Genomic DNA, 26,046 nt, shown 5'->3' with positions numbered 1-26,046 from the left:
CCCGAGCCGGCCGGAAGAGGGGGAGTGGATCATGGCATTCCGATTTGACAAGCTGACGCTCAAGAGTCAAGAAGCGGTGCAGAAGGCCCAGTCGATCGCCCAGGAGCGATCGCACCAGCGGCTGGTGCCGATGCACCTGCTGGCGGCGCTCTTGGAGCCGGACCAGGCCGTCGTCAAGGCGATCCTGGAGCAGCTTGGGGTCAATCCGGGCCAGGTCCGCAAGGCGGCCGAGCAGGGGCTCGACGCCCTGCCGAAGGTCTCCGGCGGTGAGACGACGATGAGCCCCGAGCTGGCCCAGGCCCTGGAGGCGGCCCAGGCCGAGGCCGACCGGATGAAGGATCAGTACGTCTCGGTCGAGCACTTGCTGATCGGCCTTTGTCGGGTGAAGAGCCGGGCGCAGGAGGTGCTGGAGGCGCTGGGAGTCACCGAGCAGGACATTCTCAAGTCCTTGCAGAAGGTCCGCGGCGGCCAGGCCGTCACCGACCCGAACCCCGAGGACAAGTACCAGGCGCTGGAGCGCTACGGCCGGGATCTGGTCCAGCTTGCCCGGTCGGGCAAGATCGACCCGGTCATCGGCCGGGACGCGGAGATCCGCCGCGTCGTCCAGGTGCTCAGCCGTCGGACGAAGAACAACCCGGTGCTGATCGGGGAGCCGGGCGTGGGCAAGACGGCGATCGTCGAGGGGCTGGCCCAGCGGATCGTCTCCGGAGACGTGCCCGAGACGCTGCGCGACCGCAAGCTCATCGCCCTGGACATGGGGGCCCTGATCGCCGGGACGAAGTACCGGGGAGAGTTCGAGGACCGGCTCAAGGCCGTGCTCAAGGAGGTGACCTCCTCCGAGGGCAAGGTGATCCTGTTCATCGATGAGCTGCACCTGGTCGTGGGCGCCGGCAAGGCCGAGGGGGCCGTCGACGCGGCCAACCTGCTCAAGCCGGCACTGGCCCGGGGAGAGCTGCGCTGCATCGGCGCCACCACGCTGGACGAGTACCGCCAGCACATCGAGAAGGACCCGGCGCTGGAACGCCGCTTCCAGCCGGTGTTCGTCGGCGAGCCGTCGGTGGAGGACACGATCTCCATCCTCCGAGGGCTGAAGGAGCGGTACGAGGTCCACCACAAGGTCAAGATCAAGGACTCGGCACTGGTGGCCGCGGCCAAGCTGTCCGACCGCTACATCACCGACCGCTTCCTGCCCGACAAGGCGATCGACCTGGTGGACGAGGCCGCCAGCCGGCTGTCGATGGAGCAGCAGTCGGTGCCGACCGAGATCGACGTGCTCCAACGCAAGCTCTTGCAACTGCAACTGGCCGAGCGGATGCTCCAGGGGGAGCAGGAGGAGCACGCTCAGGAGCGGCTGGCCGAGATCGAGGGCCAGATCGCCGAGATCGAGAAGCAGTTACAAGACCTCCGCCGTCAGTGGGAGCTGGAGAAGTCGGGCCTGGGAGACGTGCACGGCATGCGCGAGCGGCTGGCGCAGATCCAGGTCGAGTTCAGCCGAGCCTACGACGACCTCCGCCAGATGCAGCAGCGCGGCGAGCTGCCCGGCGAGGACCGCTACCGCGCCCTCGCCCAGCTCGACGCCGAGCGCAAGGAGCTGGAACGCCGGATCGCCGAGGCCGAGGCGAACGCCGAGGCCGACGGCCAAGCCAAGGAGGGCCGTCGGCTGCTCAAGGACGAGGTCGACGCCGAGGAGATCGCCGAGGTCGTCAGCCAGTGGACCGGCGTGCCGGTGAGCCGGATGCTGGCCACCGAGCGCGAGAAGCTGCTGAAGCTGGAGGACCACATCCACCAGCGGCTGGTCAACCAGGAGCAGGCGGTGCACGCCGTCGCCGAGGCCGTCCGCCGCGCCCGGGCCGGCTTGCAGGACCCGAACCGGCCGATCGGCTCGTTCCTGTTCCTCGGCCCGACCGGCGTGGGCAAGACCGAACTGGCCAAGGCGCTGGCCGAGTTCCTCTTCGACAGCGAACAGGCGATGGTGCGCATTGATATGTCCGAGTACGGCGAGCGACACAACGTCGCCCGGCTGATCGGCGCTCCTCCCGGCTACGTTGGCTACGAGGAGGGGGGCCGGCTCACCGAGGCGATCCGCCGTCGGCCCTACTCGGTCATCCTGCTGGACGAAATCGAGAAGGCGCATCGGGATGTGTTCAATGTTCTGCTCCAGGTGCTCGACGACGGCCGCCTGACCGATGGCCAGGGCCGCACGGTCGACTTCCGGAACACGGTCATCATCATGACCTCCAACCTCGGCTCCCAGGTGATCGCCGAGCTGGCCGGCGCCGACCGCGAGGAGGAGATGCAGGCCGCCGTCCGGGAGGTGCTCCGCCGCGAGTTCCTGCCCGAGTTCCTCAACCGGATCGACGAGACGGTGATCTTCCACCCGCTCGGCATGAGCGAGCTGACGAAGATCGTCGACATCCAGCTCGCCCGGCTGGAGCGGCTGCTGGCCGACGCCGGGCTGTCGCTTCGGGTCACGGCCAAGGCGAAGTGGCAGCTCGCCGAGGAGGGGTTCGACCCCACCTTCGGCGCCCGGCCGCTGAAGCGAGTGATCCAGAAGCGCTTGGCCAACCCGATCGCCACCGGCCTGCTCGACGGCTCCATCCCCCGCGGCTCCACCGTGCAGATCGACTGGGACGAGGAGCGCGACACGTTTACCTTCACCCCCGTCGAGGCCGCGACCCCCGCGGGTGCCTGAGCCGGGCGCCGGGCTGAGCATCGTCGACATCACGTTGGGATCGATCGGCCGCGGGCCGACGCCAAGGAGCCGATGGCTTCCCGGCGTCGGCCCGCGGCCGTTCTCGATCATCGGCCCTCGTTTCTCAACCTCCGGTTTTCGAGGGTATTCCCGCTTGACAGGGAGCGAGGCGTTGGCACACCATTGACTCACATTCGGCAAGCGCTCGGCCCTTGTTCCCTCCCGCGTTCCCTCGGATGGAACCGACCCTGGCATGACCGATCGGCTGGCCCGACAACGCTGGTGGCTCTCCTGCCTGTACGGCCTCGCGGTCGTGCTCGCACAGGGGCTCCACTCGCATGGGGTGCCGAGCCGGGAGTCGGGGAGCCCGAGCGCCCCCTCCTGCTCCGCGGGCCACGACGGCGCCTCGGAGGAAGTCGCCGGCCTCCACGACGGCGGCCCCGTGCGGTCGTCCTGCGCCAGCGACTGCCCCTCCTGCGAGTTCTCGCTGAATCACCAGGGGACCTTGGCCGATCCGCCTCGGGCCCAGGAACGCCCTGGGTTCTCTCCCCTGCCCTCCCCCCGACCGTCCGAGCGAGCGACGGTTTCCGTCCGGCCCAGAACCCGGGCCCCTCCCACCATCCTCGTCTGATCGGCCGGGTGCCCGTGCCCGAGGCCTCCCGGCCGGGGTGAGGCGATCGTGCCGGCCCCCGCGCGCCGTCGCGGCCGACCGGCCGGCTCGCTCCCCGGAGCCGTGGCCCGGGACGCCATTCCGCCCTCGGATCGGCCCCTTCGGTCCGTGCGTCCCGTCGCACGGCGGGCGGATTCGGGCGCGGCCCGCCCGGTTTCGATCGGCCCGGCCCCTCGCCCCTCGGGCGACGGCGCCCCTTCGGCCTCGGGCGATCGACCCGACGGCCCCGAACATCGCATCGTTCCGCCGGGTGCCCCGCCGCGCCCGAACGTCCGGTCGCGGCCCACCCCGATCCGACTCCCCCGGAGCATCGACGATGCTGAGGTTTTCTCCTTCCCGGGCTGATCGCCGGGACGGTTTCACGCTGATCGAGTTGCTCGTGGTCATCGCGATCATCGGCGTGCTGATCGCCCTGTTGCTGCCGGCGGTGCAGAGTGCCCGCGAGGCGGCCCGGCGTGCTCAATGCACCAACAATCTCAAGCAGATTGGCCTGGCGCTGCACAACTACGAGGCCGCCCTCGGCTGCTTTCCGATGACCACCACCGCCGCTCGTCCGGCTCCCGGCGGCGGCTGTCAGAACGGTCTGGTGAGCTGGCATGCCCGCCTCTTGCCCTTCCTGGAGCAGCAGGCGACCGCCTCGGCCATCAATTTCGACATCGGCATGGCCGACTCCTGCGGAGGCGCGCTGGCCATTTACAGCGCCACGCTCTCGGCGAGGCACCCGAATGCCACGGCGGGCGCGACCACGATTTCGGCCTTTCTCTGCCCGTCCGACGAGTTCGTCACGACCACGACGATGGGCACCGCTCACCTGGCGCCGGAGAATTATGCCGGGAATGTCGGCTGGGTGCCGTATGCCTCGGGCACGACCGTCGCAGGGAGCGGGCGGTCGACGCACAACGGGCTCATCGGCCTGGTCAATCCGGTGGCGCCGACGGACTGGCACACTCCGGCGGTGCACCTGAGCGATGTGAGAGACGGCCTGAGCATGACGGCCGCGGTCGCCGAGCGGTTAATCACCCGCGCCGAGGACCCTTCGGACTATCTCGGCACGCTGAGAACTCCCGAGCCGACGCGATCCTACTGCGCCGGGGACGCCAGCCGGTCTCGGACGCTTGCGCGATGGCAACAGTACTGCGGCTCGGTGACGCTTGCCGACCCGAACTGGACGGTCTACCACGGCCGAGCCTGGATCTCGGGGTGGGGCCACACCGCGTCGACATACATGCATGTCATGAATATTAACGAGCGCAATTGTCATCTTTACGGTGGCGAGTCGACCGGCGAGATCATTGTGACCCCCAGCAGCGAGCATCCGGGAGGGATCAACGTTTTGCTGGGGGATGGGAGCGTTCGGTTCATCAAGGAGACGGTCGACAATGCGGTCTGGTGGGCGCTTGGCTCGCGCAATGGCGGCGAGGTGATTGATGCGAGCCGTTTCTAAGCGGATGGGGGCGGTGTGGGTGTTGTTGCTGGCCGCGGCCGTTCCGACTGGCTGTGGCGCCGGGGAGGGGGGGCCCGCCGAGGCCCCTGCTCCGGAGGAGGTGACGCGCCGGCTGCCGACCGGGGCCGAGCTGTTGTATTGCGAGCGACACGACCACCCCATGCCCTACACGCTCTGGATCTACCACGCTCCGGGGGCCGACCGGCTTCTGGACCTTTCGGGGATGTCTGGTGATCCGGAGGGCCACGAACTTCCGGGGGCTGTTCTGCTGCGGCTCTTGGAGGCGAAGCTGCCCCGCTTTGAGGCGGGCCAGCCGAAGGGCGGCTCTTGCCGCTTCTCGCACTGGACGGGTGAGGGCGTCGAGTACCAGACGCGCGAGCTCGTCACCGACCGGGGATGGGTCGCCAGCGTCGAGGAGATGCGTCCGGCCGGCTAGCCGGGCGACTCCCAGGCGCTGGGGCCTGCCAAGGGGCCCCCGGTTTCCGCACCGTTCCGCGGTTCTTTCAGGAGTTTTGCGACGATGAGTCTTCGGATCGGAACTCAGACGGCGCTGGCGATCGGCGCGATCGCGGCGTTTGGGCTGCGTGGCGGCCCCGCGGCGTCGGCGGCCTTCGAGAACATCTACTCCGCCGGCCACGCCGACATCGGTGTCGCGTTGGAGGACAACGACGAGCTGCACCTGCATTATCACTTCGGCTCCAACGCCGTGCTCAACGGTGCGGTGCTCGGGCCCGGCCTGGACGACGAGGCGTATGAGTACGACCCGTCCGAGGTCACGGTGCTCGTCTCGGACGATGCGAAACTGTCGGCGCCGGTTGCGCTGCCGTTTTTGGGTCTTTCGGCGGGGGACCCCGTCTGGATTCTTCCCCAGAGCAACAACCCGCTGCTGCCGTTTGTTGGGATCGCGACCGAGGAGCTCACCTCCGGCGACTGGTCGAGCTTCTCGTTTTCGCTGACCGGCTTCTCCGGCCCCGGGGCGTTCGCCCTGTTTCAGACCGGGCTGGGGACGACCGTCTTCTGGGACACGATCGATGGGATCGACGGTACCGATGTGCTGACGATCGGCTCCATCGGGGGGCACGATCACTATAACTTCGGCTTCTCCACGGAGGGGGTCTACGACCTGACGATCACCGCCACCGGCACGCACCGGACCCTGGGGACGCTCAGCGACACGGCGACCTTCCGGTTCAATGTGGGACCGCTGGCCTCGCCGGTTGTTCCCGAGCCGGCGAGCCTGGCGATGATGGGCCTGGGGGCCGTTGGGGTGCTTGGCTCGGTTCTCGTCCGGCGGGCACGCGGACGGGTCGAGGAGGAAACGGCGGCGTAAGGGCGTGGGAGGTGGCACTCACAAACGCCCTTACGCCGAGGCCCCGCGCCCGTGAGGCAGAGGTGGCGCGAGGGCGGCGGGGCGGTCGGCAAACCGCCCCGTCGCAGGACTATTCTACGACGTCTTGGACAGGAATTCAGGACGGATTGGTCCCTCCTCGCGTCTCCAGGAGTTTTCCGATGAGTCTCCCCGCTGCCCCGAGGACCGGGGGTCGCCCCGGCTTCACGCTGATCGAGTTGCTGGTGGTCATCGCCATCATTGGCGTGCTGATCGCCCTGCTGTTGCCCGCCGTGCAGGCGGCCCGCGAGGCGGCCCGCAAGGCGCAGTGCATCAATAATCTGAAGCAGATCGGCATCGCATTGCATAACTACGAGAACAACCACGGTGCGTTTCCCCCTGGCTGGGTTGCCTACTTCGAGGAGGACGACCACGACCATGGCCATTTGGGGGTGGATCGCTTCCAGCAGGACGACGCCTGGGCGGGATGGCCAGGCTGGGGCTGGGGGAGCATGGTGCTCAACCAGGTGGAGCAGGGACCGCTGTATGATGCGATCAATTTCGACCTTTCGGTTGACTTCCCGCAGAACGAGACGATTCGGCGGAGTCGGGTCAGGTCGTTCATCTGCCCGTCGGACGACGAGGTGGCACTGGTGCCGGTGCGGGACGAGGGGGACACGATGACAATTACCGAGGTGAGTACCGGGAACTACATCGGCAGCAACGGCATTGGCGAGATTGGTCCGGATGATGGCCAGGGCATCTTCTTCCTGAACAGCCGCATCCGAATCGCCGACATCCGGGACGGGACCAGCCAGACGCTCTGTGTCGGCGAGCGGAGTTTCAATCTCTCCCCCGTGACTTGGACGGCTCGGACTCCTCATGGCTACAACTTCAAAACACCGCCGAGTCAGGGGGGCGACCCGAGGTTTCAGTCGTTCCCGCACCCTGCGTTTTCGATGGTGATCAGCACGGTTGGGGTTGCGGATCCGCCCCGGACTCCGAATCACCCCCGAGCCCACCCGGAGGACTACTGGAGCCGCCACCCGGGTGGGGTGAACTTCCTGTACGCCGATGGTTCGGTCCACTTGATCCGGGACTCGATCACTCCGGAGGTCTTCCTTGCGCTGGCGACGCGCAAGGGTCGGGAGGTCGTCTCCGCCGACCAGTACTGACATCCCACCCCGCACCCGGCCCAGGGGCCTGGCCCGTTCCCGGATCGTCGTTTCCGCGATCCGACGCGGCGTGTGGCCCTTCCGCTGGGCGAGACGAGCCGGAGGCGAACCGCGAGCGATGACCGATCCCGACCGACTCGAGCGGCCCAGGGTGGTCAGGGTTCCGCTGGCGAGGCGAGCGGCCTTTGGGCTGTTCTTCGCCTCGGGGGCGGCGGCGCTGATTTATGAGGTGTCCTGGTCGCGACAGATCGGGCTGCGACTGGGCCAAACGGTGCAGGCGGCCGGGGTGGTGCTTGCCGCCTACTTCGCCGGGCTGGCCATCGGCTCCGCGGTCGCGGCCCGGCTGACCCGAGCGGTTCGCCCGCTGGTTGGCTACGGCGCCTGCGAGCTGCTGGTTGCCGCGTGGGCCGCCCTGGTGCCGACCCTGCTCGAGCTGTCCGGCGGCCTGATGGCCTGATGGCCGGCGGCTGGCTGGATCCCGGTCCAGGCCTCGCTCGGACGGCGCTGCGGGCGTTCTCCTGCGTGCTGATTCTGTTGCCGGCGACGGCCGCCCTCGGCGCGACCTTGCCGTTCATGGCCGAGGCGGTCTCTCCGCGTCGGCTTTCCCGCGCCGGCGACGTGGCCCGCGCCTACGCCCTGAACACGGCCGGCGCCCTGCTGGGAGTGGTCGCGGCAACGGCCGTGCTGCTGGTGGAGGTCGGTGTGAGGGGCAGCGGGACTATGGCCGCGTCGATCTCCGCCGGGTGCGGCCTGCTCGCCCTGGCGATGGCTCGCCGAGGCGCGATGCCGGCCTGGGACGAGCCGGATCGGGTCGCCGTCCCCCGATCGGTCAGGGGACGGCGGCAGTCCGAGGGGGTTCCACCCTCCGACCTGAGGCCCTGGGTGGCGATGGCGGCGGTCTCGGGGGCCGGGACGCTGGCCTTGCAGGTCCTCTACACGAGGATGTTCGCCCTGACCTTTCATAATAGCACGTATACATTTGGTCTGGTGATGGCCTCGTTCATCGGCGGTCTGGCGATTGGTTCGGCGGTCTACGCGAACGTGCGGAGTCGGTGGGAGCCGAGGCTCATTGTCGCCTGGTCGATGGTTGTGGGATCAGCGGGGGTGGCGGGGTCGGTGGCGTTGTTTTCGGTGCTGACGGGCCTGGAATACTTTTCCAGCGGTTCGTCGTGGTGGACGTATCTGCTGGGCGCGGGCGGGCTGGTGGCGCTGGTGGTGACACCTCCGGTGGCCCTGCTCGGGCTGGCGCTGCCGGCCTGCTGGGAGGCGGCGGGGAGCGGTCGCTGGGGAGAGCGGCAGGGGGAGGCCAGCGGGAGTGTGGTTGGCTGGCTCTCGGCGGCCAACGCGGTCGCCGCGGCGGTCGGAGCGCTGGTCGCCAGCTTCGTGCTGCTGCCGACGGCTGGATTGTGGGCCTCATTCGGGGTCGCCAGCGGCGGACTTGGCCTGGCGGGATTGGGGCTGCTGGTCGCGTTGAGGAGGTCGGTGGCGGAAGGGTTCTTCGCCGGACTGCTGCTGCTGGGGTGGATCGCCTCGACGGTGCAGGTGCCCGCCCGGATTCGGACGCTGCCCGCGGATCCGAGGATTCGGATCGTCGCGTCGTGGGAGGGGCCGTACGGCCGAACCGAGGTGGTCGACGCCCGGCCGGGGGTGCGGATCCTGAGGCACGACCTGCATTACGGCCTCGGCTCGACCGGTGAGGCGACCGTCCGGGAGTACCGCCAGGGGCTCCTGCCGCTGCTGCTGCACCCGGACCCCCGGGAGGTCCTGTTCCTCGGCCTGGGGACCGGACTGACCGCTGGCCCGGCGGTCCTGGTGCCGGAGGTGGAGCGCGTCGGGGTGGTGGAGCTGATCCCGGAGGTCGTCGAGGCGGCCCGGCTGTTCCAGGACGCCAACTTCGGCGTGCTCGACCACCCGAAGGTGGAGATCCGGGTCGACGACGCGAGGCATGACCTGCTCGCTTCTCGGGATTCTTATGACGTGATCGTCTCCGATCTGTTTGTTCCGTGGGAGAGCAAGGCCGGGTATCTGTACACGACCGACTTCTACCGGGTGGTCCGCGATCGACTGGCCGAGGGGGGGCTGTTCTGCCAGTGGCTGCCGCTGTACCAGCTGGGCCGGGAGGAGTTCATGATGATCTCGGACAGCTTCGCGAGCGTCTTCCCCCACGCTTCGCTGTGGTGGGGGGCGCTGGAGGCGGAGAAGGGGATGGTCGCGCTGGTCGGGTCGGATCGGCCGGTCGCGGTGGAGGACGATCGGGTCGAGGCGGTCCTGCCGGCGATCGGAGCGGCGCTGGAGGATTCCGACGTGTACCTCGGCTCCGCGACGGCGCTGCGACGGCTCCGGATCGGTTCTTGGCCGGCCCCGGATCCGGGAGCGTTGCTGAACACGGATGAGCATCCTCGGGTCGAATTCCGAGCGCCGATCCGGCAGCGAGACGATCGCCTCCTTGTCGGGGGGCGCCTGCTGGCCCTGGTTGACGAGGTCTTCCGGGCCCTGCCCGAAGGACCGCCTCAGCCGTCCTACCGGCGCCGGGTCTGGCAGCGGGCCCAGCTGCTTGATTCAATCGGTCGATGACCCGCCGACCCGAGCCGATCTCCAGGATGTGCCGAGATTCCCGGAAGGGTGGGTGGTCCGGTCTCCAACGCTCCTCCGGTTGCCCGGGGCGAGGGGATTTGTTTTCGAATGCGGAGAAAAATCGCCTGATTTGGGATGATCCGCTCGTTTTTTGTTTGTCCTACCCACGGGTTCCCGTTATGGTGTCAGCGCTCGGGGCCGCGACAATCGATCGTGGACGCTCGGCGGAGGTACTCTCCTCAATCACCGCCATTCGGCCCGAGTTCTCGCCTGACTGATTGAATCGATTCTTCTCTCATTCCGCGCGGTCGAATTCACCCGTTCAGCTCGCATGAGTTGATCCTCGCCTGGCAGCCGTTACTCGGAATGGCATGCGTGCGCTCATGTCGGCGGAATGGGGACCCATTATCACGGAGAGCGAATTCGTGACACAGCGCAATCGACGCGGCTTCACGCTGATCGAGCTGCTCGTGGTCATCGCGATCATCGGCGTGCTGATCGCCCTGTTGCTGCCGGCGGTGCAGAGTGCCCGCGAGGCGGCCCGGCGTGCTCAATGCACCAACAATCTCAAGCAGATTGGCCTGGCGCTGCATAACTACGAGTCCACCTGGGGATCGTTCCCGATGGGCGAGATGCCCGGTGGGATGTCGCCGCAGGTGGCGCTGCTGCCCTTTGTGGAGCAGAACGCGATTTACGACTCCTTCAATTTCAACCTGGGCCAGCGCTGGATCTGGACCCAGCCGGCGACGATCACTGTCGGCCGGACGAGGATTAGCACCTACGTTTGTCCGTCAGAGATCTACACGGAATACGCCAGCGACTCATTCCAGTTCTGGGCGACCAACTACGCCTGGAACTCGGGGACCTGGTACCCGACCGCCCCCGGCTGGGACGGCGTCTTCGGCCGCTCGTATGACGACGACAGCTCGATCCGGATCAACGGTGCCCGTCCGGCGATCCAGCCGATCAAGATCGCCGACATCCGGGACGGCACGAGCAACACCCTGGCCTGCGCCGAGGTGGCCAACGGCCCGCTCGTCGTCGGAGCGGCTCGTACGAAGGTTTCCGATTGCGTCCAGGCCGCTGCCACCAGCGACTCGTCGACCATCCTTGAGGCCGTGGCCGCCTGCAACCAGATTCCCTGGGACACCGGTCCGATCCCCTGGGGTGGCTCGTGGCGGTACAAGGGGTACTCCTGGGTCGAGGGCTCGATCTGGCGGAATTGGTTCAACTCCATCCGGACGCCGAACCAGCACTGCTGCCGAGCCCACAACTGGTGGTACATCATGAAGCCGGCTTCGTCCTACCACCCCGGCGGCGCCAACGCCGTGATGTGCGACGGCAGCGTGAAGTTCTTCAAGGAGTCGGTCGCCCAGATGACCTGGATGGGCCTGTCCACCCGTCGGGGTGGCGAGGTGATCAGCGCCGACCAGTACTGATTGATCGATTGGTTCGGGGCCGATCCGATCCGAATCGGTCGGATCGGCCTCGAGTCGGTCTCCGACCCTCCCGGCCCGAATCTCCCGGATGGCCGATCCGGCCGACTTCGGGGGATGCGGGCCGGGTTGTTCCGTTCCGTTCCGTTCCGATTCCGATTCCGCAGGTTTCCACCCCAAGGAATGCTCACCGACATGCGAGACAACCGACGCTGTTCCCTCGCCCTGGTCCTGCTGGCCGCGCTCGGCGTCATCCCGGTCCTCCCTGGCTGTGGCGAGGAGGAGGCCCCTCCGGTCGAGGTCGATCAGATCGATTTCGAGGAAGCCCAGAAGGAAGCGACCAAGGAGTACGGCGGCCAGTGACGGCTCCCCTCCGGGGGGAATCCAGGATGATCGATGGTTGATGGCTGAGGCCGGCCTTGAATCGCCCCCGACTCCCGCATTTATCCCCCCGGAGGCTCGATCGGGGAGCCGGCTCCCCTCGATTGTCTCGGGGCGATTGGGAGTTCTTCGCGAGCTGCCGGAGCAGAGATTCCGCCCGGCTTCAGCTGCAGCTTCCGCTTCAGCCTCGATCACCGGCCCTCTCGCATCAGCCCTCAGCCGTCCGCTCCGGCGGGCGGTTCGATTCGACATGACGGCGAGAGGGGACCAGGCGTCATGAATCATCGCCGCGGAGCAGGCCGCTGGCGCGGAGGGTCCGGGGCGGTCGCCGTCCTGGCGCTGGCGGCGATCGGCGCGGGGATGGTCGGCTGCGGGGGGACGACCCGGATCGAGGAGGCTCGGCCCCCGGAGCCCTCCTCCCGGCCGAGGCCGGCGGTCGGCCCCTGGTTCGTCGACCGGGCGTCTGAGTTCGGGCTCGACGTGGTGCCGAGGAGCGGCGACCCGGCCAAGCGTTGCGTGCTCGACTCGCTGGGAGTGGGCGTCGCCCTGCTCGACCTCGAGGGGGACGGCGACCTCGACCTGTTCGTCGCCGGAGGCAGCGAGGTCCGCGACGGCGGCGTCCGGCCGGCGGGCGGTCCCTGGCTGTTCCGCAACGACGGGCCCGGGGCCTGGGTCGACGTCTCGGCGTCGTCCGGGCTGAGGCACACCGGCTGGGCTCAGGGAGCCGCCGTGGCCGACTACGACGCCGACGGTGATCCCGACCTGCTCGTCCTCCAGCATGGCCCCGACACCCTCTGGCGGAACCGAGGCGACGGCACCTTCGAGGACGCGACCGAGGCCGCCGGCCTGGGCGATCCGTGTTGGGGAGTCTCGGCCTCCTGGGGGGACGTGGACGGCGACGGCTGGCCGGACCTGTATGTGGCGAACTACCTGGACGTCGATCCCCTGAACCCTCCCCCGCCGAACGACTACCTGCCCGGCCACCCGGTCTTCCAGGGGCCGGCCACCCTACCCGGCCAGGGCGACCGGCTCTGGCGGAACCGGGGAGACGGCACCTTCGAGGAGATCACCGAGGCCGCTGGTCTTGCCCGGGCGCCGAGAAAGGGAATGTCGGCCCTGCTGGCCGATCTGGACGACGACGGCGACACCGACCTGTACGTGACCAACGACACCCAGGCCAACGAGCTGTTCCGCAACCGGGGAGACGGCACGTTCGAGGAGGTGGGCCAGCCCGCTGGCGTGGCGTACAACACCTACGGCATCGCCGAGGGGAGCATGGCGATCGACCTGGCCGACGTGAACGGCGACGCCCGGCTCGACCTGGCGATCAGCAATTTCCGGCAGGAGGGGAGCCGCATCTTCGCCAACCTCGGCGACGGGGTCTTCGAGGACGTTTCGGGGACCTACTCCCTTTGGGACCTCTCCGCCGGCTTCGTTGGCTGGGGCCTGGTTCTCGGGGACTTCGACGACGACGGCTTCCCCGACCTGTTCCAGGCCAACGGCCACGTCTATCCCGACGTCCCCGACGCCCGGTACGACATGCCCCCCCTGCTCCTCCGCAACCGGGACGGCGGCGGGATGGAGGACGCAACCGCTCTCTGGGGCCCGGCGCTGGAGTCCTGCCGGTCGGGCCGGGCCCTGGCCTCGGGCGACCTGGACAACGACGGCGACCTCGACCTGGTGATGACGACCATCGACGGTCCCCTGCGGGTGCTCATCAACGAGGGGACCCGGACGGGGGCCGCCGTGACGATCCGGCTGGTCGGCCGGAAGCCGAACACCGAGGCGCTGGGCGCTCTCGTCGAGGTGCAGGCCGGCGGCCGTTCCCAGGTCGGACTTGTCCGGAGGGGAGGGAGCATCATGGCCGCCTCGGACGTCCGCCTGCACGTAGGCCTTGGCGACTCGGAGTCCATCGACGCGATCCGGGTCCGCTGGCCTGATGGCACCGAAGCTCGATTCGACCGCCCCCCGTTGAACGCCCAGTTGACGATCCGGCAGGGGGAACCGACGCTGGAATCCCTGCCGTTCGACCGAGGATCGTCGGCCGGACGAACCGATCCCCCGACCGGAGGCCCCCCGGCATGAGTCAGGAACCGAACGACTCGACCCCGCCCCCCTCGTCCCCCTGCCCGACTCCCCCGCCCTCCCCGCCAGCCGGGTCGCGCCGGCTGGTGCGGGTGCTGATCGCCGTGGCGGTCGTTGGCATCGGCGGAGCGCTGCTCTGGACCCTCGTGGGAGAGGAGCTGTACGAGCAGGTGCAAGAGTACCGCCTGGCGATGGAGGACCTCGACCAGTCGGCGCCGGTCGGCTACCTCGGGCTGAACTACCGCAAGGAGTACAATGCGAGGCCGGCCCAGTTCCACCATGAGCAGGACGGCCGCAAGCTACTCTGGGCCTCGGTCGGCGACGGCACCACCCCGGAGTTCTACGACGTGACCGACGCCGCATTTGACCCCCAGATCCTCCAGGGGGGCTTCGGCCGGGACTCGATCCCGGGAGTCGACTACCCGATCCTGGAGGAGCCCGACGGCGAGATCGCCTCGAACATCGGCAGTCAGAACGAGGTGGCTGGCGTGGCGCTGGAGTCCGGGCCGAGAGCCTACCCGATCGGAGCGATCTCCAAGGTCGAGGTGGTCAACGACTTCGACGGCGAGGTCCCCATCGCCGTCGTCTATGCCCGGGGGCCCGACTCGGTGCACGTCTACCGCCGGGAGGTCGACGGCCAGCCCGTGACCCTGGGCACGACCGGCTATTCGACCGGATCGGAGAAGATTCCCCTGTTCTACGACCGCAAGACCAAGAGTCTCTGGCTGCCCGAGGCCGACGGCTCCGCCCTGACCTGCGTGAACGGCGAATACGTCGGCAAGACGATGCCCGAATACGCCGAGGTCGAGCGCGGCCCCTGGCGATCGTGGCGACGGGCTCACCCCGACACGCTCGTCCTCGTCGGCAACGACCGCTCGAAGCCGATTCCGGAGGAGTGATTCCGGAGTTCGGGGAGGACCGCCCATCGGGTTGGGGAGGTCAGGGTCGGGGCCTGCCCGACTCCGGCCTTCCCACCGGCCGGGCCCCTCAGTCTCCGACGGCCACGCCGCGGCGGGCCGACGCTGCTCTCGGCTTGAAGTCGGCCTTGTCGATGGAGTGGATGCGCAGCTTCTCGCTGATGCTGCGGCGGGAGAGGCCGCTGTGCTCGGCGCAGCGGTCGATGCGTCCCCGGTAGCGCTCGAGCACGGCTCGGAGGTAATGGCGCTCGACGCGATCGGTCAGCTCCCGGGTGATTTCGTGGAGGGGGCGGCGGATGTCGAAGCCCAGGTCGAGCGGCTCGTCGTCCGGGCCGCCGGTGAGGTAAGGCGGCAGGTGTTCGGCGCGGACGACCTCGCCGGGGGCGGTGATGACCAACTGCTCGACCAGGTGCTCCAGCTCCCGGACGTTGCCGGGCCAGTCGTAGCGGGCCATGCGGCTGAGGGCGTCTCGGGAGAAGGACTTCTCGGGGTAGCCGCGCTCGCGGAGCCGGTCGAGGAAGTGGTCGACCAGCAGGGGAAGGTCCTCGATCCGGTCGCGGAGCGGGGGCAAGGCGACGGTGACGACGTTGAGCCGGAAGAAGAGATCCTCCCGGAATCGGCCCTCGTCGACGGCGCGCTGGAGGTCGACGTTCGTGGCGGCGAGGATTCGGGAGTTGACCTGGAGCGTCTCGCTGCCGCCGACGCGCTCGAAGGTGCCGTCCTGGAGGACCCGGAGGAGCTTGGCCTGCACGCCGAGCGGCAGTTCGCCGATCTCGTCGAGGAACAGCGTGCCCCCTTCGGCCAGCTCGAAGCGGCCCTGCTTGCGGCGGTCGGCGCCGGTGAAGGCGCCGCGCTCGTGGCCGAAGAGTTCGGACTCCAGCAGCGGTTCGGGGAGGGCGGCGCAGTTGACGGCGATGATCGGCCCGGTGCGGGTGGCGTCGGCGTGGTGCAGGGCCTGGGCGACCAGTTCCTTGCCGGTGCCCGTCTCTCCGGTGATCAGCACGTTGCAGTTGGCCGAGGCCACGCGCTCGACGCGACGGAAGACCTCGCGCATGCCGGGGCTGGTGCCCAGCAGGTTGTGAAAGCCGAACCGCTGGCGGAGGCGGTCCCGGGCGTCGTTGACCTCGTCGAGCAGCGTGCGGTCGGCCAGGGCGCGGTCGACGAGGAGCTGGACCTGGTCGGGGTCGATCGGCTTGGTGACGAAGTCGTAAGCCCCCTCGCGCATGGCCTCGACGGCGGCGTCGATGGAGGCGTGGGCGGTCATCACGATGATCGTCACGGGCAGGTCGCGGCGGCGGATCTCGTGGATGAGCTCCATCCCCTCGATCCCCTTGCCCTCCAGGTACAGGTCGATGATGACCAGCGAGAACTTGCCGTCAACGAGGCGTTCCAGTGCCTCGGTGCCGTCGGTGACGACCTTGATGCGGCGGTCGGGCCGGGCCAGCAGCAGGGAGAGCTGCTGGCAGGTCAGCTCGCTGTCGTCGACCACGAGGATGCGTCGATCCATGGCGCCTCTCCCCGGCTGGGCAGGCGTCCGGACCCGACCAGATCGGGCCCGTCCTCGCCGCCGAGGCACTCCTGCCCCGGCCCGGCGACGGGCGGATGGATTGAAGCAACCCTGGCCGCCCGGCTGCGCGTCATGCGGTGCGATTTCACGACTATGGGGCCCGGGCCCCCCGGTGTCAAGGCCCTTCATCCCCGTCGCGTGCTCATGCGATCACCCCCGGTCCAGGTGGCGGTCGAGGAAGGCATACGACCGCTCCCGGACGTCGGGGGGGAAGTCGTGTTCGTCGTCGGGGTACTCGGCGACCAGCCGGTCGGCGGCGCCGAGCAGCTCGAACACCGGCCGGGCCGAGGCGATGCAGACGCGGACGCCCTCGACCTCGAAGTTCGCGTCGCGCAGCGGCGAGTTGGTGAAGAACGGCCGGGGGGCCAGGGCTCCGATCAGCTCCGGCCAGTCGAAGGGCATCCGGGCCGGGTCCGTTCCGTACTTCGACCGGATCCGGGGCATGTACCCGGCGTGCGACCAGCCCGCGAGCTTGCCGCCGTAGTAATAGGGGAAGCTGTTGAACCCGCAGGAGGAGACGACGGCCTGGATCCGGTCGTCGAAGACGGCCAGGAAGATCGCGTTGTGCCCGCCCAGGGAGTGGCCGATCGCCCCGATCCGGCGGGGGTCCACCTCCGGCCGGCTCGCCAGCAGGTCGACGCCGCGCATGTGGTTCCAGATGCCCTTCATCGTAGCGCTGGCGTAGCCCAGGGCATAGGGGTCGACCTGGTACTCGCCGAAGTTCGGGTAGTCGGGGGCGAGCACGACGTAGCCGCGTTCGGCCAGCTCCTTGGCCAGTGATCGGTTCGGCCGGGCCTCGATTCCCACCACCTCGTCCTTGCCCACCCGGATGGTCTGGTGCAGGCAGATGATCGCCGGCAGGCCCCCCTCGGGAGGATCCTGGCGGGGGACGAGGAGCCAGGCCGGCACGCGGTCGCCGGGCTCGCTGGCGAAGGTCACGTGGATGCGGTCGAAGTTTGACTCGGCGACCGGCTCGCCGTATTCCGCCTCCAGCGGCACCCGGCGCTCTCCTCCCGGCATTAGGCCCATCACCTCCTGGCAATGGGCGAGGATGTGGGCGCGGCGCACGGCCCAGTCGGCCGGCGAGGAGACGGGGAGCGATTGCCCCTCGCCATTGATCACGACCATCAGGTTGGTGTGGTCGGGGTAGTTCGGCGGCTTCGGCGCGCCGGATGGCGATTGTGACTGCGGCGAGATCATCGCGGTGGGGCTCCCTCTCGGCGATTCGATCTCGACGTTGTACGGCACCGCCCGGCCGCTCGCAACGGGCCGCGGATTCGAGAATCGCCAGAACGCGCCGGAGCCCGGGGGCGTCTCCCTCCTAAGAAGCTCGGGCCCCGGGACGTTCTGATAGAAAGGGTCGTGGTACACTGACGGCCGCGCCCCGGGCGTCGCCGGGCCAATCGGCCCCGCGAGATGGATCGATCCCCTCTCCCCGGAATTCGTCGGTCACGGAGCGTCCGCCATGAGGAACGGCCACGGTCGAGGTCGAGGTCGAGGTCGAGTTCGGGTCCGAACGGTCGTCGCCCTGGGGATGGCGCTGGGGCTCTCGGGGGCCGTCGCCGTCTTCGCAACACAACAGGAGGGACGCGACGCCGATCCGGCGTCGGCCTCGACTCGGGTGCCCGAGGCCTCTCGCGTGGTCGAGCCGATCGCGCCGGAGCTGCCCGGCGGGATCGTCGCCCGATTGCAGGAAGGGAGGTACGCCGAAGCGGCCGAGGAGATCGCCTCCTGGGGGGCGGCCGAGGAAGCCGACGCGGCCCGACGCTCATACGCCGCGCTGATCCGGGGGATCGCCCTCCGGCTGGACGGCCGGCCCGACGCCGCCCGGCAGGCGCTCCAGGACGCCCTGGAGGCCGACCCCGACGGCCGATGGTCCGCCAAGCTCCGCGCCGAGCTGGCCGCCACGGAACTTGCTGCTAACCGCCCCGAGCAGGCCGAGGCGCTGGCCCGGGCGCAGGTGGAGGTGTTGCTCGACCCCGGACGCAAGGACGAGCTGGCCGGCGTCTACATCGCCTTCGCCGACGACCTGCTCGAGCCCGAGGGCCCCACCGCTCAGCCCGACCCCGAGGCAGCGCACGCGCTGCTCGAGCAGGCGAGGTCGCTGGCCAAGGGAGACCGCCTCCGCGCCCGCATCCTCGTTCGGATGGGCCGGGCCAGCCAGGAGGCCGGCAACCCGGGCCGAGCGGTGTCGGAGTTCCAGTCGTACCTCGACGAGTACCCCGACGGCGACGATCGCCTCCAGGCCCGGCTCCACCTGGCCGAGGCCCAGCTCGACTCTGGCCAGCCCCTGCCCGCTCGCTTGACGGCGACCGACCTGGCCCGAGATCTCGAGAAGGCCGGCGGCGACGAGGCCGACGCGATCCGGCCCGAGGCCCTGATCCTCGTCGCCCGGAGCCACGGCTTGCCATCTCCCCAGGCCTCCGACGAGGAGGTCGAGCTGGGAATCGCGGCCCTGAATCGCTTCCTCGACGACTACCCGTCGCACCGGCTCACCCCTCAGGCCGTTCTCTGGATCGCCGAGGCGGCCCGGGATCGCCAGCAGACGCAGCGGGCGCTGGACGTCTACCGCGCCTTCCTCGGCGAGGACCGCTTCCGCCCCGAGGGGGACGAGGCCGAGGAGGCGTTTGCCGAGGCCCGCATGCGGATCGCCTTCGAGGTGGGTGAGCTGCTCCGCGACCAGGGGCGCTTCGCCGAGGCGATCGACGCCTTCAAGGGCTACCTCGCCCAGTACCCCGACGGCCCCGAGTCGGCCGACGCCCAGCGCGAGATCCTGAACACGCAGTTGATGATCGCCGACGAGCAGTTCCGCAAGGAGCGCTTCGACGAGGCCCGGGCCTCCTGGCGGCAGTTTGTCTCCGCCAACCCGCTCGATGCTCGGGTGCCGGAGCTGCTCTTCCGGATCGGCCAGAGCTTCGCGACCCAGGAGCGGTTTGACGAGGCCATCGCCTCCTGGGAAACCCTCGTCGGCAAGTTCCCCGGCACCGAGCCGGCCGGCCATGCGCAGTTCCGCATCGGAGAGGTCCTGGAGACAAAGCGCAACCAGCCCGAGCAGGCGATCGAGCGCTACAAGCGGGTGTCGGTCGAGCCGTGGCAGTCGCAGGCCCGGCTTCGGATCGCCGTCATGGAGTCGACCGAGCTGACCGTCGTGACCCCCCGCGCCTTCCGGTCGGGAGAGGTGCCCACGCTGGAGATCACCACCCGCAACATCTCGACGCTCACCTTCCGCGCCTACGCCCTGAACGCGGAGGCGTACTTCCGCAAGAAGGAGAGCCTCGATCGCGTCGAGTCGCTCGACATCGGCCTCGTGGCCCCGGATGCCGAATGGACCGTGGAGGTGCCGGAGTATACGAAGTATGTGCCGATGGAGCACAAGTACGCGCTTGACAAGGTGAGCGTGCCCGGAGTCCACGTCGTCAGGGTCAGCGACGAGGAGAAGCTCCAGGCCACGACGCTCGTCGTTGGCAGCGATCTGGATGCGATCGTCAAGACCTCTCGCGACCAGCTCCTCGTCTTCGCGCAGGACATGACCGACGGCTCCGGCCGAGCCGGCGCCCGGGTGCTCGTTGCCCAGGGGGGAGAGATTCTCCTGGAGGAGCGGACGGGAGCCGACGGCGTCTTGCTGGCGAGCTGGCCGAAGCCGGTCGAGCCGGGGCTGGGCCTGTCGTACCTGATCGTTGACGGCCCCCACGTCGCCGGCACCGGGCTCGGTGTGCCGCAGACGGTGGCGCAGGGGCTCAGCCCGAGGGCGTACCTTTCGACCGACCGCCCCGCCTATCGCCCCGGCCAGGAGGTCGCCCTGCGCGGCGTCGTCCGGGAAGTGGTCGACGGCCAGTACCACCACGCCCCCGGGGAAACCTACCGCCTGGAGATCGTCGACAGCCGGGGCCGTCGGATCCTGGAGAAGTCGGTAACGCTCTCCGAGTTCGGCACCTTCCACGAGACGGTGCCCGTCGACTCCTCGGCCCCGGTGGGCACGTACCAGATCCGCCTCTACCAGCCGGGCAAGAGCAGCTTCTCCGGGTCGTTCGAGGTGCAGGCGTACCAGCTTCAGAAGGTCGACCTGGCGATCGAGTTCCCCCGCTCGGTCTACTTCCGGGGCGAGACGGTCGAGGGGAAGGCCGTCGCCCGATATCAGTACGGGGCGCCGGTGTCGGGCCGCACGATCATGGTCAGCCTGCCCGATGGCCGCACCCTGACCGGAGAGACGGACGAGGCCGGCGCATATGAGTTCTCGTTCGAGACGACTGGCTTCGGCGAGGAGCAGCCGCTCCGGGTCGTCGCCCAGCTTCCGCAAGAGGGCGTGGCCGCCGTCTCGGCCGCCACGCTGGCCGTGCGAGCGTTCCGGATCGACCTGTCGACCCCTCGCGACGTGTACCTCGACGGCGAGCCCTTCCACCTCACCGCCCGCACCATCGACGCCCTCGGCGAGCCGACCGGCCAGGAGCTGGAGGTGGCCATCCTCAAGCGGGTCACCCAGCAGGGAACCGTGGCCGAACGCCCGGTCGAGACGAAGACCCTGACCACCAGCGAAGAGACCGGAGAGGCGGCGCTGGCCCTCTCGATCGACGACGACGAGGGGGGCACCTACGTCCTCCGAGCCTCGGGAACCGATCGCTTCGGCAATCCGATTCTCGCCGATCGCATCCTGACGATCTCCGGTTCCGGAGACGAGGAGAAGCTGCGCATCCTGGCCGATTCCCTGGCCTTCAAGGTCGGCGAGACGGCCGAGGTGAACCTGTTCAACCGCTCGGGGAGCGGCCCGGCCCTGCTGACGTGGGAGGCCGACCGCATCCTCGACTACAAGGTCGTCTCCCTCGACGAGGGGAACAACCCGATCCGTTGGGAAGCCGTCGACGCCCAGTTCCCGAACGTCACGCTCGCCGCCGCCCGGATGGCCGGCACCGAGTTCCACCGGGCCGAGGCGGACATCACCCTGGCTCGGGACCTTCGCGTGACGGTCGAGCCCTCCCGGGAGTCCGTCGGCCCTGGCGAGGAGCTGGAGGTTGTCATCACCGCCACCGACCAGCTCGGCCGGCCGGTCCGGGCGGAGGTGGCGCTGGCCCTGGTCGACCGCGCGTTGCTCCGCCTCTTCGACGACCCGTTGCCCCCCATCGGCCCCTTCTTCCACGACCAGACCCGCACCGGCGCCTTCGCCACCGAGGCGACCAACACCTTCCGATATGATCCAGGAACCGAGGCGATCGCCGACGCCCTGCTCGAGGAGAAGCAGCGTCTGGAGCTCGAGGCCCTGGCCGAACGGGAACTCGACGCCGCCCGAGACCGGGCGGCCGAGGCCTTCGATTACGCCGGGATCACGGATGGCGTGTCCGGCATGGGGGCCATGGGAGGCATGGGAGGTTACGCCGGAGGGCAGGGGCAGATGATGGAGCAACGGCAGGCCCTCCCAGCCCCTGAGGCGGCCCCGATGCCCGGGTTCGAGCCGCGGATGGGCGAGATGCTCGGTCGGGCCTCCCGGAGACAACGGGGGGCGAGCGTGTTTCGGGCCGATCAGCGGGCGGGCGGCCTCCGTCTGGAGGAGGCCGCCAAGTCGGAGGCCTTCTTCGACAGCCCGAATGGCCGGCCCCTGGCCGCCGGAACCACCCTGGGCTTCCGCTTCGGCATGGATGCCGGAGCCGGCCGAGCGCCGATGACCCGGGAGCAATTCACCGAAACCGCCTACTGGAATCCGTCCATCGTCACCGGCGAGGACGGCACCGCCCGGGTGACGATCACCGCCCCGACGGCCCTCTCGCGCTACCGCTTCACCGCCCGGGGCGTCACCGCGGCCGATACCCTGGCCGGCGAGACGACCGCCGATCTGCTGGTGACGCAGGACTTCTTCGTCGAGCTGCGCACGCCGAGCATCCTGACCGAGGGGGACAAACCCCGCTTCCTCGCCCGGGTGCATCACTCGGGCGTGAAGGGACGGATCGACGTCCGACTGTCCTCCTATGCGTCCGGGCGCGAGCAGGTTGACCCGAAGACGATCGAGGTCGACGGCGACGGCGTGACCGAGGTCCTGTTCGACCCGTTCGAGGTTCCCGACGCCGCCGAGGTCGAGCTGACCCTGACCGCTCGGGCCGGCGACCGGGGCGACGAGATCCGGGCCACCGTCCCGGTGCGTCCCTGGGGAGTCCGGGCGATCGCTTCGGCCTCCGGGTCGAGCGACGATGACGCCACCGTGTTCGTCGAGCTGCCGGCGGGACGGCGGTACGAGGCGCCGGAGATGCTGATCACGCTCTCCTCCTCCACCCGCCGTCTGCTCATCGAGCTGGCCCTTGGCCAGCAGTTCTGGCTTGGCCGCCCGGCGGCCGACGACGCGGTCTTCCGCATCTGCTTCCCGACCCCCGAGACGGTGGCCGACCGCGCTTCCGACCTGGTCGCGGCGACCTCGGCCCTGGCCTACCTCCGCCGGATCGGAGGCGCCGAGGCGCCGGAGGCGGAGCGGCTGACCGACCGTATCCGGGGCCTGGCGGCCGAGCTGGTCGCGCTGCAAAACGAGGATGGCGGTTGGCCGTGGGTGCCCGGCCGTCCCGAGGCAAGAGGGGCGAGCGATCGATTGACGTCGGGCTATGCGTTGTGGGCGCTCTCCTCGGCCGAGCCGCTTGGCCTGCTCAGCGATCCCGGCGTGGCCGACCGGGCCGCCTCGTGGATCGAGCAGGAGTTCGCCCGGGTCGATGCCTCCGATCGGGACACCCGCGCCGCCCTCCTGTTCGCCCTCAGCACCCGAGGCCGCGCCAGCTTCGAGCAGGCGAACCGGCTGAACCGAGACCGACAGGAGCTCACCAACCCGGGCCTCGCCTTTCTGGCGCTCACGTTTGCGAACCTTGATCGGTCGAGCCTCGCCTCCGAGGTCATCGGCGTGCTCGGTCCCCGGTCGAAGGCCGCTCCCGCCGAGCCGGGGGGCGAGATCCTCCGTTCCTGGGAGGCCGACTCCCGCCATCCCTTCTTCCGGGGGACGGCCGAGGTCACGGCCCTGGCCGCCCTCGCCTACTCCCGGGGCCGGCCCGACGCCGATGAGCTGGGGCAGGCCGTTGCCTGGCTGATGGCCCACCGGATCGGCCTGGGCTGGGATCCGCACAAGGCGAAGGGCCCGGCCGTGGCGGCCCTCGGCCGCTACTACGGCGAGGCCGAGGCCTCGGGAGACGACTACCGGCTGGTCGTCTCGGTGAATGACCAGGAAGTCCATCGCGCCGACGTCTCCGGCCGGGCCGAGGGGGTTTCCGTCCGAGTTCCCCGCAAGGCGATCGACCCGAGCGGCCGCAACCGAGTCCGGTTCGACATCGAGGGGCGGGGCACCTTCGGCTACTCCGTCGCGCTGGCCGGCTTCACCCGGGAGTTCGGCCCCGACCAGGACCGCCGAGACCGCTCGTCCTTCATCGACCGCCGCGTGTTCCTCGCCGCCGAGCCCGAGTTCGAGGGCCGGACGCTCCCTTCGGGATTCTCCGTGGCGGTAAACCCGCAGACCTTCCGCAACGAGGTGACGCAGGTCGCTCTCGGCGGCCGGGCCCGGGTCGAGGTGTCGGCCGCTCGAGTGACCCGCTCCGGCGAGCCGGGGTGGGAGCGCGACTTCCTCGTCCTGGAGGAGCCTCTTCCCGCCGGCGCGACGCTCGTGGAGGGCTCGGTGCAGACCGGAGCCTCGCACTTCGAGGTGACGGACGGCGTGCTCACCTTCTACTTCGCGCCGGATCAATATCCCGGCACGTCGTCCTATGAGGTCTTCGGCTTCCTCCCCGGCTCCTATCGCGCCCTGCCTCCGACGCTCCGCAGCGCCTACGAGCCGGGCCGCTACCACCTCGGCCAGCCGGGAGACCTGACGGTGCTCGAGCCGGGCAAAGCCCCGACCGACTCCTATCGTCCCACCCCGGACGAGCTGTATGCCCGGGGCCAGGCCCTCTTCGGGCAAGACCGCTTCGCCGAGGCGGCCGAGGCGCTCGGCGCGCTCTGGTCCGGCTACACCCTGCGGGACGACGTCGCCCGAGACGCCGCCCGGATGCTCCTCTCGGCTCACATCGCGCTGGGGAACCCCAGGCCGATCGTCCAGTTCTTCGAGATCCTCCGCGAGAAGGCCCCCGACGTGGTGATCCCGTTCGACGAGATCCTCGCCGTCGGCGGCGCCTACCGCGACATCGGCGAAGATGAGCGGGCCTTCCTCGTCTGGCGGGCCACCGCCGAGGCCAGCTACCTGGAGGACGCCCGGGTCGGCGAGGCCCTTCGCCAGCGGGGCAAACCGCTGGAGGCGGTCGCCTACCTGCTCGACCTCTGGCGGGCGTATCCGAACACCGCCTCGATCGAGAGCGACTTCTTTGGCCTCTCCCAGGTGCTCGCCCGCCTCGCGGTGGACGCCGGCAGCGATCCGGCCCTCCGCTCGGCCCTGCTGGAGGCCGACCTCGCCCCTCCGCAACTGCTGCTCCAGTCGATCCGGCTGGTCCAGGCGTTCCTCGCCCAGTCGCCGGCCAACCCCATCGCCGACGAGGCGAGCCTGGCGCTGGTCAACACGTATCTGGATCTGAAGGATCACGAAACCGTCGTCTCGCTGGCCGAGCGCTTCGCCGGCCTGTACGGGTCGAGCGAGTACCTGGACAGCTTCCGCTACTCCGAGGCCCTCGGCCGCTTCCGCCTCGGCCAGTATGACCGGGCGATCGCCGTGGCCGAGACGATCGCGAACGCGACCTACCGAGACGACTCCGGCGCCGAGGTCCCCAGCCCGAACAAGTGGCAGGCCCTGTACATCCTCGGCCAGATTTACCACGCCCGACGGGACGCGGCGAAGGCCGTCTCCTATTACGAGCAGGTCGCCGACCGCTTCACCGACGCCGCCGGCGCCATCCGCCAGCTCACCCGAGAGGAGCTTGAGCTGCCCGAGATCACCCTGATCCGCCCCTCCGACGTCGCCGGCCTCGCCGCCGCCGGCCGGGGAGACGGCGCCGTCCGCGCCCTGCTCGTCGCCGGGGCCCCCGAGGACGAGGAGGAGCCCGAGGGCCCGACCGTCCCGCTCGAATCGCGCAACATCAAGGAGGCCGCCGTCACCGTCTACCCGGTCGACCTGATGCGGCTCTATCTCACCCGGCGCAACCTCGACGACATCGCGGGCATCGACCTGGCCGGCATCACGCCGCTGGTGGAGACGACCGTTCCGCTCGGTGACGGCGCCGATTTCGACGCGAAGGAGACGCCGATCCCGCTGCCGCTCGAGTCGGAGGGGGCCTACCTGGTGATGATCCGAGGCGACGACCGCTACGCTTCGGGGATCGCGCTGGTCAGCCCGCTGGAGCTGGACGTGCTGGAGGAGCCGGAGGCCGGCCGGGTCCGAGTGACCGTCCGCCTGGCCGAGACCGGAGAGCTGGTGCCCGACGTGCAGGTCCGCGTGATCGGCTCGGGCAACGAGCGGTTCTTCAGCGGCGAGACGGATCTCCGAGGCGTCTTCGTGGCCGAGGGGGTTCGCGGCCAGGTCACCGCCGTCGCCCGCCGCGAGGGGGACCAGTACGCCTTCTATCGAGGCACTTCCCCCGTCGGCGCTCCTGAGCCGCCCTCGGCGCCCGCCGAGAGCCCCGCCTCGACGGCCGAGCCGTCCCTGGAGGAGAACCTCCGCTTGCAGAACAGCGCCAATCAGCTTCGCCAGATCGAGCGCCTCCAGCAGCGCTATCAGGACACCGGCAAGGGAGTGCAGGTCGACAAGGCGTACTGATCCGACGGTTCGGTTCCTCCTTTCGCCCCGGGCCTGGCCTTGCCGACCCGGGGCGGGTCGTTTGCCCGGGGCGAGGAGGCGTGGCAT

General features: G+C 69.5%; 15 protein-coding genes. 13 read left to right on the top strand and 2 right to left on the bottom strand.

The window, feature by feature from the left end; all coding sequences use genetic code 11:
* Positions 1–31: 31 nt before the first annotated feature.
* The 12 genes from clpB to TsocGM_RS04255 all read left to right on the top strand — a co-directional run bounded on the left by clpB (position 32) and on the right by TsocGM_RS04255 (position 14,683).
* Positions 32–2,692, top strand: coding sequence for an ATP-dependent chaperone ClpB (gene clpB / locus TsocGM_RS04305; protein ID WP_126724076.1), 2,661 nt, complete (start codon positions 32–34; stop codon positions 2,690–2,692).
* Positions 2,693–2,945: 253 nt separating this feature from the next.
* Positions 2,946–3,323 carry a hypothetical protein gene (locus TsocGM_RS04300; protein WP_126724075.1) on the top strand — a complete coding sequence of 126 codons (378 nt, stop codon included), beginning with the start codon at positions 2,946–2,948 and terminating at the stop codon, positions 3,321–3,323.
* A gap of 355 nt (positions 3,324–3,678) precedes the next feature.
* Complete coding sequence (locus TsocGM_RS04295) at positions 3,679–4,806, top strand: DUF1559 domain-containing protein (protein ID WP_126724074.1); 1,128 nt, start codon at positions 3,679–3,681, stop codon at positions 4,804–4,806.
* Positions 4,790–5,242, top strand: coding sequence for a hypothetical protein (locus TsocGM_RS04290; RefSeq protein WP_126724073.1), 453 nt, complete (start codon positions 4,790–4,792; stop codon positions 5,240–5,242). The genes TsocGM_RS04295 and TsocGM_RS04290 overlap by 17 nt, the downstream gene beginning before the upstream one ends.
* Before the next feature lie 84 nt (positions 5,243–5,326).
* Positions 5,327–6,136: a choice-of-anchor M domain-containing protein gene (locus TsocGM_RS04285; RefSeq protein WP_126724072.1), complete on the top strand. Its 810-nt coding sequence runs from the start codon at positions 5,327–5,329 to the stop codon at positions 6,134–6,136.
* Between the two features lie 179 nt (positions 6,137–6,315).
* Positions 6,316–7,308 (top strand): DUF1559 domain-containing protein, encoded by a 993-nt coding sequence (locus TsocGM_RS04280; RefSeq protein ID WP_126724071.1) that lies wholly within the window; start codon positions 6,316–6,318, stop codon positions 7,306–7,308.
* A gap of 118 nt (positions 7,309–7,426) precedes the next feature.
* A complete protein-coding gene (locus TsocGM_RS04275; RefSeq protein ID WP_126724070.1) occupies positions 7,427–7,765 on the top strand; it encodes a spermidine synthase family protein in 339 nt (112 codons plus the stop codon).
* Positions 7,765–9,882: a fused MFS/spermidine synthase gene (locus TsocGM_RS04270; protein WP_126724069.1), complete on the top strand. Its 2,118-nt coding sequence runs from the start codon at positions 7,765–7,767 to the stop codon at positions 9,880–9,882. Before TsocGM_RS04275 ends, TsocGM_RS04270 begins: the two co-directional genes overlap by 1 nt.
* Positions 9,883–10,307: 425 nt before the next feature.
* Complete coding sequence (locus TsocGM_RS04265) at positions 10,308–11,321, top strand: DUF1559 domain-containing protein (RefSeq protein ID WP_233578281.1); 1,014 nt, start codon at positions 10,308–10,310, stop codon at positions 11,319–11,321.
* Positions 11,322–11,513: 192 nt separating this feature from the next.
* Positions 11,514–11,681, top strand: coding sequence for a hypothetical protein (locus TsocGM_RS25775; protein WP_158633374.1), 168 nt, complete (start codon positions 11,514–11,516; stop codon positions 11,679–11,681).
* Positions 11,682–11,975: 294 nt separating this feature from the next.
* A complete protein-coding gene (locus tag TsocGM_RS04260) occupies positions 11,976–13,784 on the top strand; it encodes a CRTAC1 family protein (protein ID WP_126724068.1) in 1,809 nt (602 codons plus the stop codon).
* The gene (locus TsocGM_RS04255) at positions 13,781–14,683 is read left to right on the top strand and encodes a DUF3179 domain-containing (seleno)protein (protein WP_126724067.1); all 903 of its coding nucleotides are present in this window, start codon (positions 13,781–13,783) and stop codon (positions 14,681–14,683) included. The genes TsocGM_RS04260 and TsocGM_RS04255 overlap by 4 nt, the downstream gene beginning before the upstream one ends.
* Positions 14,684–14,771: 88 nt before the next feature.
* On the opposite strand, the gene TsocGM_RS04250 is transcribed toward TsocGM_RS04255, so the two are convergent.
* Both TsocGM_RS04250 and TsocGM_RS04245 read right to left on the bottom strand, forming a co-directional pair.
* The gene (locus tag TsocGM_RS04250; RefSeq protein WP_126724066.1) at positions 14,772–16,208 is read right to left on the bottom strand and encodes a sigma-54-dependent transcriptional regulator; all 1,437 of its coding nucleotides are present in this window, start codon (positions 16,206–16,208) and stop codon (positions 14,772–14,774) included.
* Positions 16,209–16,418: 210 nt separating this feature from the next.
* Positions 16,419–17,468 carry an alpha/beta hydrolase family protein gene (locus TsocGM_RS04245; RefSeq protein WP_126724065.1) on the bottom strand — a complete coding sequence of 350 codons (1,050 nt, stop codon included), beginning with the start codon at positions 17,466–17,468 and terminating at the stop codon, positions 16,419–16,421.
* A 439-nt stretch (positions 17,469–17,907) separates the two neighbouring features.
* Between TsocGM_RS04245 and TsocGM_RS04240 the strand changes: the two genes are divergently transcribed.
* A complete protein-coding gene (locus tag TsocGM_RS04240) occupies positions 17,908–25,959 on the top strand; it encodes a tetratricopeptide repeat protein (protein WP_148114864.1) in 8,052 nt (2,683 codons plus the stop codon).
* Positions 25,960–26,046: the final 87 nt, after the last annotated feature.

Origin of the sequence: Tautonia sociabilis (assembly GCF_003977685.1) — a bacterium.
Classification (GTDB): Bacteria; Planctomycetota; Planctomycetia; order Isosphaerales; family Isosphaeraceae; genus Tautonia; species Tautonia sociabilis.
The sequence above is the reverse complement of the archived record's forward strand: the minus strand, read 5'-3'. Positions and strand labels throughout refer to the sequence as shown.

Excerpts from the sequence above, each read along its gene's own strand:
- clpB (WP_126724076.1), top strand. The coding sequence starts at position 32 with ATGGCATTCCGATTTGACAAGCTGACGCTCAAGAGTCAAGAAGCGGTG.
- TsocGM_RS04300 (WP_126724075.1), top strand. The coding sequence starts at position 2,946 with ATGACCGATCGGCTGGCCCGACAACGCTGGTGGCTCTCCTGCCTGTAC.
- TsocGM_RS04295 (WP_126724074.1), top strand. The coding sequence starts at position 3,679 with ATGCTGAGGTTTTCTCCTTCCCGGGCTGATCGCCGGGACGGTTTCACG.
- TsocGM_RS04290 (WP_126724073.1), top strand. The coding sequence starts at position 4,790 with ATGCGAGCCGTTTCTAAGCGGATGGGGGCGGTGTGGGTGTTGTTGCTG.
- TsocGM_RS04285 (WP_126724072.1), top strand. The coding sequence starts at position 5,327 with ATGAGTCTTCGGATCGGAACTCAGACGGCGCTGGCGATCGGCGCGATC.
- TsocGM_RS04280 (WP_126724071.1), top strand. The coding sequence starts at position 6,316 with ATGAGTCTCCCCGCTGCCCCGAGGACCGGGGGTCGCCCCGGCTTCACG.
- TsocGM_RS04275 (WP_126724070.1), top strand. The coding sequence starts at position 7,427 with ATGACCGATCCCGACCGACTCGAGCGGCCCAGGGTGGTCAGGGTTCCG.
- TsocGM_RS04270 (WP_126724069.1), top strand. The coding sequence starts at position 7,765 with ATGGCCGGCGGCTGGCTGGATCCCGGTCCAGGCCTCGCTCGGACGGCG.
- TsocGM_RS25775 (WP_158633374.1), top strand. The coding sequence starts at position 11,514 with ATGCGAGACAACCGACGCTGTTCCCTCGCCCTGGTCCTGCTGGCCGCG.
- TsocGM_RS04260 (WP_126724068.1), top strand. The coding sequence starts at position 11,976 with ATGAATCATCGCCGCGGAGCAGGCCGCTGGCGCGGAGGGTCCGGGGCG.
- TsocGM_RS04255 (WP_126724067.1), top strand. The coding sequence starts at position 13,781 with ATGAGTCAGGAACCGAACGACTCGACCCCGCCCCCCTCGTCCCCCTGC.
- TsocGM_RS04250 (WP_126724066.1), bottom strand. The coding sequence starts at position 16,208 with ATGGATCGACGCATCCTCGTGGTCGACGACAGCGAGCTGACCTGCCAG.
- TsocGM_RS04245 (WP_126724065.1), bottom strand. The coding sequence starts at position 17,468 with ATGATCTCGCCGCAGTCACAATCGCCATCCGGCGCGCCGAAGCCGCCG.